At 40.0% G+C, this 13555-nt stretch carries 14 protein-coding genes and 1 riboswitch; of the genes, 12 read left to right on the plus strand and 2 right to left on the minus strand.

What is annotated here, in order from left to right; all coding sequences use genetic code 11:
- The first annotated feature begins 141 nt into the window (after nt 1-141).
- The 3 genes from E2R53_RS02860 (at nt 142) to E2R53_RS02870 (ending at nt 3286) form a co-directional block, all read left to right on the plus strand.
- Nucleotides 142-1005: a M23 family metallopeptidase gene (locus E2R53_RS02860; RefSeq protein ID WP_133310314.1), complete on the plus strand. Its 864-nt coding sequence runs from the start codon at nt 142-144 to the stop codon at nt 1003-1005.
- Nucleotides 1006-1071: 66 nt separating this feature from the next.
- On the plus strand, nt 1072-1884 hold the full coding sequence (locus E2R53_RS02865) for a histidinol-phosphatase (RefSeq protein WP_133310315.1): 813 nt from the start codon (nt 1072-1074) through the stop codon (nt 1882-1884).
- Between the two features lie 148 nt (nt 1885-2032).
- Nucleotides 2033-3286, plus strand: coding sequence for an ATP-binding protein (locus tag E2R53_RS02870; RefSeq protein ID WP_133310316.1), 1254 nt, complete (start codon nt 2033-2035; stop codon nt 3284-3286).
- 480 nt (nt 3287-3766) lie between these two features.
- On the opposite strand, the gene serA is transcribed toward E2R53_RS02870, so the two are convergent.
- Nucleotides 3767-5341, minus strand: coding sequence for a phosphoglycerate dehydrogenase (serA, locus tag E2R53_RS02875; RefSeq protein ID WP_133310317.1), 1575 nt, complete (start codon nt 5339-5341; stop codon nt 3767-3769).
- 188 nt (nt 5342-5529) lie between these two features.
- Nucleotides 5530-5667, plus strand: a riboswitch (FMN riboswitch).
- Nucleotides 5668-5816: 149 nt separating this feature from the next.
- On the opposite strand from serA, the gene E2R53_RS02880 reads away from it, so the two are divergent.
- Nucleotides 5817-6398 carry an ECF transporter S component gene (locus E2R53_RS02880; protein WP_133310318.1) on the plus strand — a complete coding sequence of 194 codons (582 nt, stop codon included), beginning with the start codon at nt 5817-5819 and terminating at the stop codon, nt 6396-6398.
- Nucleotides 6399-6443: 45 nt separating this feature from the next.
- Here E2R53_RS02880 and E2R53_RS02885 read toward each other — a convergent pair whose 3' ends face one another.
- Entirely contained in the window at nt 6444-6692 is a 249-nt protein-coding gene (locus E2R53_RS02885; RefSeq protein ID WP_029280187.1) for a ferredoxin, read from the minus strand.
- 281 nt (nt 6693-6973) lie between these two features.
- Here E2R53_RS02885 and E2R53_RS02890 point away from each other — a divergent pair, with 281 nt between their 5' ends.
- The 8 genes from E2R53_RS02890 to E2R53_RS02925 all read left to right on the plus strand — a co-directional run bounded on the left by E2R53_RS02890 (nt 6974) and on the right by E2R53_RS02925 (nt 13547).
- A complete protein-coding gene (locus E2R53_RS02890) occupies nt 6974-8023 on the plus strand; it encodes a helix-turn-helix domain-containing protein (RefSeq protein ID WP_165970864.1) in 1050 nt (349 codons plus the stop codon).
- 9 nt (nt 8024-8032) lie between these two features.
- Complete coding sequence (locus tag E2R53_RS02895) at nt 8033-9508, plus strand: RecQ family ATP-dependent DNA helicase (protein ID WP_286166047.1); 1476 nt, start codon at nt 8033-8035, stop codon at nt 9506-9508.
- 4 nt (nt 9509-9512) lie between these two features.
- Nucleotides 9513-10109: a CPBP family intramembrane glutamic endopeptidase gene (locus tag E2R53_RS02900; protein ID WP_133310321.1), complete on the plus strand. Its 597-nt coding sequence runs from the start codon at nt 9513-9515 to the stop codon at nt 10107-10109.
- Nucleotides 10102-10791, plus strand: a complete 690-nt coding sequence (locus tag E2R53_RS02905) for a LysM peptidoglycan-binding domain-containing protein (protein ID WP_133310322.1) — start codon at nt 10102-10104, stop codon at nt 10789-10791. Before E2R53_RS02900 ends, E2R53_RS02905 begins: the two co-directional genes overlap by 8 nt.
- 107 nt (nt 10792-10898) lie before the next feature.
- Entirely contained in the window at nt 10899-11357 is a 459-nt protein-coding gene (locus E2R53_RS02910; protein ID WP_165970865.1) for a DUF2663 family protein, read from the plus strand.
- Nucleotides 11358-11426: 69 nt separating this feature from the next.
- Nucleotides 11427-12062, plus strand: a complete 636-nt coding sequence (locus E2R53_RS02915; protein WP_133310324.1) for a CBS domain-containing protein — start codon at nt 11427-11429, stop codon at nt 12060-12062.
- Nucleotides 12063-12104: 42 nt separating this feature from the next.
- Nucleotides 12105-12494, plus strand: a complete 390-nt coding sequence (locus tag E2R53_RS02920; protein ID WP_133310325.1) for a hypothetical protein — start codon at nt 12105-12107, stop codon at nt 12492-12494.
- Nucleotides 12495-12626: 132 nt separating this feature from the next.
- Complete coding sequence (locus tag E2R53_RS02925) at nt 12627-13547, plus strand: MerR family transcriptional regulator (RefSeq protein ID WP_133310326.1); 921 nt, start codon at nt 12627-12629, stop codon at nt 13545-13547.
- Nucleotides 13548-13555: the final 8 nt, after the last annotated feature.

Raw genomic sequence — 13555 nt, forward strand, 5'->3', positions numbered from 1 at the left:
TTGCCTGTGAAATTACAGGAATTTAAAGGAATGGCCAGATTAAGCAATCCATTCCCCTGCAAATCCTTATGTATGAATTGGAAATCACTGCATAATACTAGTATTGGTCATTTTTTGACAAACAAAGTATAGGGGGAAGTTATGTTAGATTTGTTAAGAAGGTTATCAATCGCGTTACTAGTTGGTATATGCATCGTTCTGTTATTCGTAAGCGGCACTCAGGCAAAGGCTGAAGGAAGATCTGGCGCTGTAGAATTAAATTGGTCCAGCCCCATAAAGGGGACAATTACTGATACGTTTGGAACAAGAAGCGGAAAACATAAAGGGATTGATATCGCAGCTCCAGAAGGAACCATCATTCAGTCTGTGCAAAAAGGTCTTGTGACGAAATCCTATTATTCAGATACATATGGACATGTGGTATTTATAAAGCATCCAGAAGGCTATGAAACGGTCTATGCTCATTTAAGCAAAAGATCAGTCTCAGAAGGTTCCAAAGTGGAAAGTGGAGATGAAATAGGCGTTATTGGAAATACAGGCGCATCAAGAGGAACACATCTTCATTTTGAAGTGCATAAAGGAAAATGGACCTTCGATAAGAAAAATGCTGTTAATCCATTTCTGATGGTGGCTGCAAATAAAATTGAAACCGTGCCGGTGCTCTCGATGCCAGCATCAGCTGCGGTGAAAAATCCAGCTTCTATTACTGTGAAAAAAGGGGACACGCTGTGGGGGCTCTCAAAGACATACGGCCTTCCAATTGAAGCCTTAAAAGAGAAGAATGGACTGTCATCAAACACTTTGGCAATAGGCCAAAAGTTAATCGTTAAAGATAAGCCGGATATTAAAACGTACACTGTGAAAAAGGGAGATACCCTTTTCTCAATTGCAGATGAGTTTCAAGTGACAGTTCATCAGCTGAAAAAAGAAAATCGTTTAAAAACGGAAGCGATTTTTCCCTATCAGAACTTGAAAATCTCTAATCATTCCAGTTCTTCAGAATAAACAGAAAATGCATTGTCACACTGCCCAAAAAAAGTTATAATGGACAAAACTTACGGGGGGCAGACGATGCGGACAGACTATCACAATCATTTAGAACGAGGCAGCCTGACACTTGATTATTTGAAGCAATTCACAGATGAAGCTGCAAAAAAAGGCATTCAGCACTTTGGAATCTCAGAGCATGCCTATCACTTCTATCAGACAAAAGATATACTAAGCAATCCGTGGGTAGAAGAAAGACGATACTATGATATGAAGGACTATGTGGAGCTTTTTAAAGACGCATGGAATCATGGAATTGATGTGAAAATGTCTATTGAAATGGATTATACACCAGGGAAGCATGCTGAAATGAAAACTTTCATTGATACATATGATTTTGATTATGTTATCGGTTCCATCCACTGGGTTGATGACTTTGGCATTGATTTAAAAGAGTTTCTTCACGAATGGGACAGGCGCGATGTAAATGAAGTATATGAAAAATATTTCGATCAGGTTGTAACACTTGCTCAGTCAAATTTGTTTGATATTGTAGGACACCTTGATTTAGTGAAGATTTTTAAATATGTGCCGAGTGATGAAGAATTTTTGCTGAAGCAATATGATAGAGCAACAGATGCTCTTGCCGCATCGAAAACCTGTGTTGAGATCAGCACGGCCGGCTTGAGAAAGCCTGTTGGTCAGCTGTATCCGGATGAAAGACTTCTCTCTCTATGTTTTCAGAAAAACATTCCGATTGTCCTTTCTTCTGATGCACATATACCTGGTGACGTGGGGGCGGACTATGATCAGGCCATCGCTCTTGCAAAAAAAGTCGGATATACTTCATTAATGACGTTCCAAAAAGGGGAGCGAAAAGAAGTGCCGCTTAAATAGTTGTATAAAAAAAGGTCATTCTATATAGAGTGACCTTTTTTCTGCAGTTCTCATTTCATAAATAAGAAAAAATTCAATCGCCTCCTATCTATTTAGTTGCTAATAGTAGTAAAATGAAAGTCTACACATCATTTAGCGGGAGAATTTCATGTCAAAAAAGAAAAAAGTTCTTTACATATATTTTTTTATCAGTATGATCTGGATTTTTGGAACAGATCATTTAATTGCGGTTTTAGACTACGATATTTATACGTTTATTCTTATTTCAAAATTTAAAGCCATTGTTTTTATCATCGCCACAAGCATCTTCATCTACTACTTAATCAATGAAAACGAACAGTTTAAGGAGTTGGAGCGGGAGAAAGAAAAGCTTTTGTCCCTGATTAATTCCATGGTGGATTTTGTGAACTTTAAAGATGGCCAGGGCAGATGGATTGAAGTCAATACCTTTGGTTTGAACCTATTTCAGCTGCAGGGTGTTGAATATAAAGGGAAAAGTGACCGGGAGCTTGCTGAATACACGGATTTCTATAAAGAAGCGCTTTTATTTTGCGAAAAATCTGATGAAATCACATGGCAGGGTGGAACAGTCAGCCGCTGTGAAGAAATTATCCCGCTGCCTGACGGAAGCTTCAAAACGTTTGATACGATCAAAGTTCCACTATATAACGATGACGGGTCAAGAAAAGCTCTTGTTGTCATCGGGCGGGATATTACACAAATGAAAGAAGCCGAGGACCGTCTGCAGAAGGCTGAAAAATTAAGTGTTGTGGGAGGTCTTGCTGCAAGTGTTGCCCATGAAATAAGAAACCCCCTGACCTCTCTAAAGGGTTTTGTTCAGCTGATGAATAAAAACGACAGTGTGAACAAAATGTATTACGAAATTATGGAAAGCGAGCTGGACCGGATCAATGAGATCGTCGGTGAACTCCTTGTTCTGGCCAAACCGCAGAATATTCATTTTAAAAAAACAAATTTGAACCAGCTTATGTGCAACGTTATATCACTTTTGGAGTCACAGGCTAATATGTACGGCGTTAATATTGAATTTGAGCACGCAGCCGGCATGCCGGATATTGATTGTGAGCCTAATCAGCTTAAACAAGTCTTTATTAATGTCATTAAAAACTCGATTGAAGCCGGCTCTACAACCATTGAGATTAAAGTCAGCCACAATCAGGAACATGCCTTCGTCATGATTGCTGATGATGGTGACGGAATTGAAGATGAAAGACTTAAAAGACTCGGTGAACCATTCTATTCTGTGAAAGAAAAAGGAACAGGACTCGGCCTCACCGTAAGCTACAGAATCATTGAATCACATAATGGAAAAATATCTTTCAGCAGCAAAGTTGGCGAAGGGACGGCCGTTGAGATTGAAATTCCGATGAAAAGAGCATAAAAAAACAGAGAGCAGGAAGCCTGTTCTCTGTTTTTGTCTATAAAGATTTCTTTATTTTTTCATTTCCAAGTGTCCTTATCTGTCTTTCGGAGCTAAACAGTCGGTTCAGCATTTCATAGTGTCCAGCTCCATCGCCCAACTCCTTGGCCAGAACGGCTCATCCAGCAAAGGCAAAAAGCGCCTTCACTGGCTGATCCTTATCTGTCTGTCGGAGCTAAACGGGCGATTCCGCATTTCATGGTGTCCAGCTTCACCTCCTAACTCCTCGGCCAGAACGGATCCGCCCGTAAAGGCAAAAAGCGCCTTTACGGACGGATCCTTATCTGTCTTTCGGAGCTAAACAGTCGGTTCAGCATTTCATTAGTGTCCAGCTCCATCGCCCAACTCCTTGGCCAGAACGGCTCATCCAGCAAAGGCAAAAAGCGCCTTCACTGGCTGATCCTTATCTGTCTGTCGGAGCTAAACGGGCGATTCCGCATTTCATAGCTCAATGGCTCTAATAGATACGATATCATCTATTTCGGATAGGGTTGTCAGCAGAGCATCGTCCAGGGATCGGTCGAATGAGAGCATCATGATGGCTTCTCCGCCAGCGTTTTTACGGCCTACCTGCATGGTGGCGATGTTTACTTCATGATCACCTAAAATCCGGCCTACGCGCCCAATGACCCCCGGTTTATCAGTATGCTGAATATAAATGAGATGTCCTGATGGGTAAAAGTCGATATTAAAAGAATTAATGCCTACAATTCGTTCACCATAGTGAGGAATGTGCGTGCCTTTTATTTCAAAAGTTGTTTGGTCACCATGGATGGTTACAGTGATGCAATTCTCATATCCTGACTGATTTGAAGTGTTTTTTTCGCTGAAGCTGATTCCGCGTTCTTTTGCAATCATGCCTGCGTTTACTTCATTTACATTAGAAGCAACACGGGGTGTTAAGAACCCTGCAATCATGCTCTTTGTAATAAATGAAGTTTCAAGTTCAGCTACTGATCCTTCATATTTTATGGAAATGTCATTCACAGGTTCTTTCATGCACTGAGAAATGACGTTCCCCATTTTTTTGGCAAGCTTGTAAAATGGCTGAATTTTTTCGAATACTTCTTTTGTTAATGTCGGCAGGTTAACAGATGTCGTCACCATTTTGCCGTCCAGAAAATGAAGAACATCCTGTGCGACCTGGGCTGCAACGTTTAACTGCGCTTCCTTCGTAGAAGCTCCTAAATGAGGGGTTGCAATTACATTGTCAAAGGCAAGCAGAGGGTGATCAACTGGAGGTTCTGTTTCAAATACATCCAGAGCAACTCCTGCAATGTGCCCGTTTTCTAAAAAAGGGATAAGGGCTTCTTCATCGATAATTCCGCCTCGTGCACAGTTGAGCAAATATACGCCTTTTTTAGTCTTAGGCAAGGATTTTGCTCCAATAAGTCCTTTTGTTTCTTTTGTAAGAGGAGTATGTACAGTAATGATATCTGCCTGCTCTAGAAGTTCATCAAGACTCGCGTTTTTTACTGATATTTTTGCAGCGCGGTCACGGGTCAAAAATGGATCGAATACAAGCACATTTACTCCAAAAGCCTGCGCGCGTTTTGCGATTTCTGTTCCGATTCTCCCGAGTCCGACAATTCCCAATGTCTTGCCGTATAGCTCAGTTCCGACAAATGCTGTACGATTCCATTCATTAGACTTAACGGATACATTTGCCTGCGGAATATGGCGGAGAAGGGAAGTCATCATTGCAAATGTATGCTCGGCTGTGGAAATCGTATTTCCATCAGGTGCATTAATAACGACTACACCATGTTTAGTCGCTGCATCAAGATCAATGTTATCGATTCCAACACCGGCTCTTGCAATTATTTTTAGGGACGGCATTTTAGCGATTAATTCATCCGTAACTTTAGTGGCACTTCTGACAAGCAAAGCGTGAAACGTATGGAGTTCTTCTGCTGCCTCCGACGCTTTTTTCTGAACAACCTCTACATTTTCTGCTGCAAGCAAAGGCTGTAGCCCGTCTGCACTCATTGAATCTGACACTAGTATTCGATACATGATTATCCCCCTAGCACTTCTATTAAATATCAGATAATTTATCATATTGAGATTATTATGTCAATAACAGTAAAGCGTTAAAAGGGTAAAGACTTTAATTGGAAAAAGAATGCGGATCCGATTTTAAGCATTTATATTCACAAAATGAAGGGGATGCAGTATACTTATCTCGAAAACAAAATAATATGATCTATCTTCGGGGCAGGGTGCAATTCCCGACCGGCGGTAATGAAACAAATGTTTCTAGCCCGCGAGCCGTTTGCAGTTTGGCAGGATCTGGTGTGATTCCAGAGCCGACAGTAAAGTCTGGATGGGAGAAGATGGAGGTTCTGGCGTTTAAAATGCAAATTTTAATCGTTTATTTAACCTTGCTTAATTTCTCCCTTTGTGTACGATGCGCAAAGGGTTTTATTTTTGCTTGGATAAACAGGACGTATCCTTTCTTTCCGGATGGATCGAAAAAGGAGAGAGAAAGATGCAGCAAAGTAAGGTGAAAAAGCAAGTATCAATCGCAATGCTTGCAAGTGTAGGGTTTGTATTAATGATTTTTAATTTTCCGATTGGCTTCTCAAGCTTTTTAGAGCTTGATTTCGGAGATGTTCCGGCCATTATTGCAGCTATCCTGTTTGGGCCTGGAGCGGGGATTATGGTTGAAGCAATCAAAAACATTCTTCATTATATTATCATGGGGAATGCAACAGGTGTTCCTGTAGGCCAGCTGGCCAATTTTACCGCAGGTGTTTTATATATTCTGCCTGCTTCCTATATGTACCGTAAAATGAATTCTATGAGAGGTCTTGCAATTGGACTTTCAATCGGCACGATCGTGATGGCTCTAGTCATGAGTGTCTTAAACTATTACTTGTTTATTCCGGCATACACATGGTTCCTAAATGCTCCGGCTATGGCAGCGCCAGAATTGCGCGCCCTAATTACAGCGGGAATTCTGCCGTTTAACTTAATTAAAGGAATTGTGATGGGATTTGTGTTTATGGCAATCTTTGCGAAGCTTAAAACATGGGTTCATGCACAAACTGATTATAAACGAGCTGCATAATAAATAAAGAAAAACCCTCTGCCGCTGCAGAGGGTTTTTTGTGTGCTATTCAAATTTTAAAGCGTCGCCGTCAAATGACTCGTCAGCTATTTTGATGGAATCAGTCGGACAGCCTTCATAAGCATCCATCATGTCTTCCTCTAAGATTTCAGGTACTTCGACAATTCCCTGGTTATCATCAAGGGTTACAAATGCAATACCCTCATCATCATAATCATAAATGTCTGGTGCAGCTGCTCCACATGCACCGCAAGCAATGCAAGTATCTTTGTCAACGATTGTATACTTTGCCATAAAAAAACCTCCTCTGAAATGGTCACACTCTATGATATGGTACATTCATTCATTTGTCAGTGAAAAACTGAAAAATCAGGTGCGTACCTCTTTATATTTATACATTGTAAATCTGTTTTCAAAACTTTTCAATAGGAAAGTACAATGAGAATGCTTATCATACAAGGCTTTCTAGTAATTAAGATACCCTTTACAGGCAACTTTAAACGCCAATTTTCAGATGGAATCTGTTACAATAGAAGCAAGAATCGAAACGTGTCAAAACGTGTAAGGTGATGTGGATGAGTCAAAATTATTTAGATATTGTCTATTTAGATTGTCTTAAGAAATTCGGCGGGGAACGCTCTTCATCAGCCGTTTTTCACTTATTAAAAGGAAAAAAATCCTCACAGACGATTCAGGACAGCAAGCTTTTTCACCTTTCAAACTTATTCGGCATGTATCCGGTTTTAAAGCGAAAAGAGTTTGATGCAGCTGTGGAGAATCTCATTGAAAGTGGACAGTTAATTTATTCAGAAAATGATGCTCTTATTTTAACAAAAAAAGCTGAAACTCTTCTTGAAACAGTGCTGAAAAATAAGCCAATTCCTAAAAGCTTGAATGGATCCATCTTTTCATCAAGCGGGTTTCTTTTCTGGAAGAGACTTATGCTGTTGACTCAAGTTCTTTCTCATTCTAAAGCAGGCAGCACAAAATACTTGCCTGTAACAAAAGATGAAAAAGTGCAGCGGTGGGTGAAGCAATTTTTAAAAAGGTCATCTCTAAATAATATGGAGCTGTCAGATGCACTCTATCATGAAATGCTCAGTCATCTGCAACGGTTTTCAGATCGGGAGGCAGCGATTTGGGTATATCAATTGACTTCAAATCAGCGCATTGGCCTGACATATGACCAGCTTGGCGAAAAATTTAAAGAAGATGCAGAGTACATAAAACTGCTGTTTTGGAACCTTATTCACCGTGTACTTGAAGAATGCAGCCAAAAAAAACATCAATATCCGATCTTGAACTCTGTGATACAAGACCTTTCAAAAGTTCACCCTCTTACCGAATCCACTTCAAAAACGCTGCAGCTGATCCAATTGGGAAAATCAATAGAGGACATTGCAAGAATCAGGTATTTAAAATTAAGCACGATTGAAGATCATGTAGTCGAAATTTCATTGAATGACACTGCTTTTGATTTTTCTATGTTTTTAGCGGATGATTGTCTTCAGGTTATTGCGAAGAAGATTGAGGAATTAAACACGCATCAGCTGAGAATTGTAAAAGAAGCGCTGAATGACCGTTATTCATATTTTCAGATCAGGCTTGCTTTTACACGTCTTTAGGAGGAAATCATGAACGTTAAAGAAGCATTAAAGCGCCATTTCGGACATGATTCATTTCGAACTGGCCAGGAAAACATCATAACTGACATTATAAACGGCCATGATGCAATCGCCCTTCTTCCTACAGGAGGAGGGAAGTCGCTTTGCTATCAGCTGCCTGCTTACATTCTGGAAGGGACGGTTCTGATCATCTCACCGCTCCTTTCACTAATGGAAGATCAGATTCAGCAAATTCGCCTCCGGGGAGAGAAAAGAGTCATTGGCTTAAATGGCGCCCTCCCTTATATGGAAAGACAAAGAGCATTAAGCAGACTGAATCAATATAAATATATCTTTGCATCTCCTGAAATTCTGCAGTCTGAAGCAGTTGCTACGGCACTTCGGGAGATAAAACTCTCGTTATTTGCAGTTGATGAAGCTCACTGTATTTCTCAATGGGGACATGATTTCAGACCTGACTACTCAAAGCTTGGGGAATTAAGAGAGAAACTTGGCGGTGCACCTTGCATGGCACTGACCGCGACTGCGACACCAGAAGTACTTAAGGATATTGAAAAATCTCTGCACATGACGAACGTGAAAATGCATATTCAATCCGTTAACCGCAGCAATATTGCCATTAAAATTGAGGAATGCCATTCACTTGAAGATAAGATGAAAAGAGTATCTGAACTAGTAAAAACGCTGAAAGGCCCTGGAATTATCTATTGCTCAAGCAGAAAATGGACGGAAAACCTTGCGCAATTTCTAAAAATGGAGGGCATTCATGAGTCTGCCTGTTATCATGCCGGGATGGAGCAAGAGCAGAGGACACTGATTCAGCAGCAGTTTATTTATGATCAATTAGATGTAGTCTGCTGCACAAATGCATTTGGAATGGGTGTTAATAAAGGGAATGTCAGATTTGTCATTCATTTTCATTTTCCCTCTCAAATGGAATCCTACGTTCAGGAAATAGGAAGAGCCGGAAGAGATGGACTGCCAAGTGCGGCAATATCTCTTATTGGAAGCGGAGATATGGAAATACCTTTAGCCCTGATGGAATCTGAGTTTTCAACGTATGAACAGCTTCATCAGACCATTTATCAAATCTCTGCAGGCAGAGATGCTGAAGGATCATTTGAAACGGCTGGTGTAAATGAAATACAGGGAAGATTTATTCTTCATCATTTAGAAAAGCTCCCATATCCTCTGCCCGGGAATGAACAACAGGCGATTCAATTCGTTTGGGGAAGAATTGAAGACAGGCGTTCTTTCAAAAAAAGAAAATTAGACGCAGTGATGAAATGGCTGCTGTCAAAAGAATGCAGGCGGCAGGGAATTCTCAATTACTTTGAAGAAAAGAATTTTAAGTCACAGGAGATTTGCTGTGACAGGTGCGGACTTGATCTTTTACTTTATGAAGAAAAGAAAGAGAAGCATACGCATCTGCATCTCCTTGAGTGGAAGGCAGAATTAAAGGCTATTTTTGGCCAGAACGAGTGATGAAATGGTTAAGCGTCAAAATGAACTTGTCAAAAGAATGACAGATGGGCAGCTGCTCCAGCAGCTCTATTTTACTCAAATTTTACTACTTACAATTTCCGTCTTTTTAAGTATGATGTTATTTAACAGATTGTCTGATTTTAAGGAAATATGGAGGCCAGAACTGGCAGAAATCCTGCTGTTTGGCGGATTGACTGCTGGTATTGTGCTGATTTTTGATTGGATCATCATGCGCACCATGCCAAAAGAATGGTATGATGATGGCGGCATCAATGAAAAAATGTTCAGACACCGTTCCTTGCTGCATATTTTCTTCCTGTGTCTGTTAATTTCCTTTACAGAAGAACTTTTATTTCGCGGTGTCATTCAGACTCATTTTGGCATTTGGACAGCAAGCATCATCTTTGCGGTCCTGCATTTTCGTTATTTAACAAAAGGTCTGCTGTTTATTATGGTGATGCTGATCAGTTTGCTGCTCGGGTTTGTGTATGATTGGACAGATAATTTATTCGTCACAGTTTTTGCACATTTCTTAATCGATTTGGTGTTTGCCATTCAAATTCGTTTGCAGTACATTAACGGAGGTGAAAAATATGAGTAAAAATGAAGAACCAGCTTCGTCACGTGCTTCCAGGAAAAATAAGATAGATGAATACAAATCAAGAACTGGCAGCTATCCATCCAGAAGTGAACTTCATAAAAAGAAAGATAAAAAGAAATCAAAGTATAAATATCCCGCTATAAGCATACTGGCCTTATTCTTTTTTCTGCTTCCCATAGTGTTTTACTACATTATTTCTTATTTTGATGACCGCAGTAAAACCGTCAATGGAGAAAATATTTCCGACTATGAAGATGTATTAATAAAATATGGTGATGAAGAGGAAGAAGAAGAACAGTCTTCTGACGAACAGTCCTTAGAAGAATCTGAAACAAAATCACAAGAGGCTGATCAAGCGTCTGTAAGCTCAGCTGAAACCACTGTCAAAACAGACGCCGCACCTCAGCAAACTTCAGAGCCTGAACCTGAAAAAACACAGCCTGAACCTGAACCTGAACCTGAACCTGAACCTGAACCTGAACCCGAACCCGAACCCGAACCCGAACCAAAAGAAGAGTACAAAGTAATCGAACACACAGTGGGTCCTGAAGAAAATCTGTTCAGAATCTCTGTGAAATATTACAGTGACCGTTCAGGCGAAGCTTTAATTAAGCAGTGGAATCAGCTGAGCGGAGACGGTGTGTATGAAGGTCAAGTACTTAAAATACCGATCAAACAGTAAACGCATGAACAGCATGCGTTTTTTTCATGCTTGCTTTTCATATCAAGATGGACAACATCATATAATCTGGTATAAGAAGAGAACCTTTCCCAGGAGATGTGATGTGTGTGGAAAAGCAAATACAGCAGCTTAGTGAGTCTACCGACTTAGCGACTAAACAAATGCTTCAGAGCGTGCTGAATAAAAAACGAAAATATGAGCGGTATAAAAAGAATTGTTTTAGGTGGCAGATGTTTACACTGACAGGCGGGATGGCTTTTTTTCTCTATTTTTATCAATTCATTGTTGTTCCTAATGGAAGCGATATTGGCTTCATGCTCGGTCAATTAGTTGGAAGCGCGTTTCACTTTTTCATCATATTAACCATAGGGGCAGGGTATGCAACATCCCATTATTATAAGAAAAAAGAAGAAAAATACGAAAAGGAATATCATGGCTTAAGAACGGAAATCATCCGGAAAAGCTCTGAATTGTGGCCACAGCCTTATCACTGGAAAAAAAGAGGCGAGGTTTATGACATGATGAAGAAGGATTTTGATATTAACCTGTATTTTGAAAGCAAATAAATAGACGGAGTATAGAGGAATTTAGCAAATAACAGCGAATGTATGCTAAAACGTTAATGGGGTGATGCGATGTTTGTTAAGAGTACGATGATTCCTAAAGCAAGAACAATTCATGCCGCAGCGGAGGATTCGCTGTTTACGGTGCTTGAAAAGCTGGAAAAACATAAGATTGATGGAATTCCAGTCTTGAAGGGGACGGCATACATAGGGATGATCACCCGTTATCACCTATATGAGCATTTTTTTGAGTCTAATGTGGAGAAAGACGAATACTTAAAAAACAAAAAAGCGGAAGAAATTGCCGTCAATCGGGATGTGTTCCTTGAAGGCGATGAGATTTTTGAAAAAACGCTGCTTCGGCTAAAAGACTTTCCGCTGATTGCCGTAGTCGGAGAAGAAAAGGAATACTTGGGTATTGTTACGAGATATGATGTTCTTGAACAATTCCAAAGCGCATTCGGAATGAATAAAAAAGGAGTCAGAATTGCATTTACCTCAGTTGAAACAGAGGGCAGGATCGCAAGGCTGACAGAGCTTGCAAGGCAGTTTCATGAAGACATCATTTCCCTTGTCACGTTTGATGAAACCGAAAGCATGGTCAGAAGAATGGTCATGAAAATTGAAAAAAAGGACAATATCAGCCGGTTTATCGAAAGGATAGAAAAGTCAGGATTCAGAGTCCTCGATGTCCACGAAGATGAATAAACCTCCTTTCCCTACATATAAAAGTGTAGGGGAGGGATTTTTTTGTTTAAACATGCCGCGTTTTTGATCATCGGGTACATATCTGCCTATTTAGCATGTATTTGGATACCTGTACAGGTTCCGTTCCAGCTGTCTGAATTTATTATGATGCTTGTATTAAACCCTGCAAGATCTTTTTTATCAATGATCCTATTTACAATCGGATTCATTCTGCACGCTTCTCTTATAAAAACGGCATTAAGACTAACATTAAAAATCGCAAGAAACGAAGGGGATGTGCTTGAGACGACGATTAGTTATTGTGTTTTTATTAATTTTTATATATTATTTCAAATAGGATTTTGGCAAACTTTAGTATTAGCAGCTTTTACAGTTTTATATGGGCTGGCAGCGGCAAACCATCAACATTTCTCGCCTAAAAAAGCCCATTAAGATTTTAAAGTACATATCTAATGAAAAAATTGCTGTAAATGCAGGATTATTCATTTGTTATACAAAGTTTACACATGCTGTTTAATCCTATATACTTTGAGTACAGTGATTTTTGTTATTGGAGGATTAGATATGTCTGGTCAAGAAGGCAAATACAACATTAAGGCAGTTTCCAAAATGCTTGGAATCCAACCAGGGACATTAAGAGCTTGGGAAAGACGCTATAATATGATTGCACCGGTTCGAAATGATTCAGGGCACCGTTTATATACAGAAGAACATATAAAAATTGTTAAATGGCTGATCACGAAAGTAAATAAAGGCTTTACTATCAGCCAGGCAGTTAATTTGCTTGAAAACAGCGGCCTTGCATCAGAAGAGCCTCTTGCTGTGTCAGCAAGTTCCGATACACCTGACCATGCGCTGGATTTAACGGAAGAGCTGCTTTCGGCTTTGCTTTCATTTGATGAGAACCAGGCGCATGAACTATTGAACAAGGCTTTTAGTCTTTATTCAATTGACAAAGTCCTCATCGACATTTTAGGAACACTTCTCGTGAAAATCGGAGACATGTGGGAAAATGGCAAAATTACTTCTGCACATGAGCATTTTGCCTCGTCATTTCTCCGTTCGAGAATCGGGATTATCCTTCATACCCTGCCTGTAAACGGACTGCTTCCAAAAGTAGTTTCCGTTTGCGGTCCAGGAGAGTGGCATGAACTGGGACTTCTGATCTTTACTCTTTATTTAAGGAGAAAAGGGTTTGAAGTCATTTATCTTGGGACGAGCATTGCCGACGGGGATATCGATATTGTCCTTGAAGAAGTAAATCCGAGGTTTTTATTCTACTCATGCACTCTGCAGGAAAACGTTGCAAAAACGGTCGAGTCAGTTGAGGAGCTTTCAAAAAAATACAGCAGCTTGATCATAGGTCTCGGAGGCAACGCGTTTAATAAAGTTCCAAAAGAGCATTTGAAAAACTATGAATCATTTTTCGTCGGGGATACGAAAAACCAGTGGGACAATTGGCTTAAAGAACGCCTTTCAGTTTAACACGGGCA

The sequence above is a fragment of the Peribacillus frigoritolerans genome, assembly GCF_004358755.1.
In the GTDB taxonomy this organism is placed as follows: Bacteria; Bacillota; Bacilli; order Bacillales; family Bacillaceae; genus Bacillus_P.

Excerpts from the sequence above, each read along its gene's own strand:
- E2R53_RS02860 (WP_133310314.1), top strand. The coding sequence starts at position 142 with ATGTTAGATTTGTTAAGAAGGTTATCAATCGCGTTACTAGTTGGTATA.
- E2R53_RS02865 (WP_133310315.1), top strand. The coding sequence starts at position 1,072 with ATGCGGACAGACTATCACAATCATTTAGAACGAGGCAGCCTGACACTT.
- E2R53_RS02870 (WP_133310316.1), top strand. The coding sequence starts at position 2,033 with ATGTCAAAAAAGAAAAAAGTTCTTTACATATATTTTTTTATCAGTATG.
- serA (WP_133310317.1), bottom strand. The coding sequence starts at position 5,341 with ATGTATCGAATACTAGTGTCAGATTCAATGAGTGCAGACGGGCTACAG.
- E2R53_RS02880 (WP_133310318.1), top strand. The coding sequence starts at position 5,817 with ATGCAGCAAAGTAAGGTGAAAAAGCAAGTATCAATCGCAATGCTTGCA.
- E2R53_RS02885 (WP_029280187.1), bottom strand. The coding sequence starts at position 6,692 with ATGGCAAAGTATACAATCGTTGACAAAGATACTTGCATTGCTTGCGGT.
- E2R53_RS02890 (WP_165970864.1), top strand. The coding sequence starts at position 6,974 with ATGAGTCAAAATTATTTAGATATTGTCTATTTAGATTGTCTTAAGAAA.
- E2R53_RS02895 (WP_286166047.1), top strand. The coding sequence starts at position 8,033 with ATGAACGTTAAAGAAGCATTAAAGCGCCATTTCGGACATGATTCATTT.
- E2R53_RS02900 (WP_133310321.1), top strand. The coding sequence starts at position 9,513 with ATGGTTAAGCGTCAAAATGAACTTGTCAAAAGAATGACAGATGGGCAG.
- E2R53_RS02905 (WP_133310322.1), top strand. The coding sequence starts at position 10,102 with ATGAGTAAAAATGAAGAACCAGCTTCGTCACGTGCTTCCAGGAAAAAT.
- E2R53_RS02915 (WP_133310324.1), top strand. The coding sequence starts at position 11,427 with ATGTTTGTTAAGAGTACGATGATTCCTAAAGCAAGAACAATTCATGCC.
- E2R53_RS02925 (WP_133310326.1), top strand. The coding sequence starts at position 12,627 with ATGTCTGGTCAAGAAGGCAAATACAACATTAAGGCAGTTTCCAAAATG.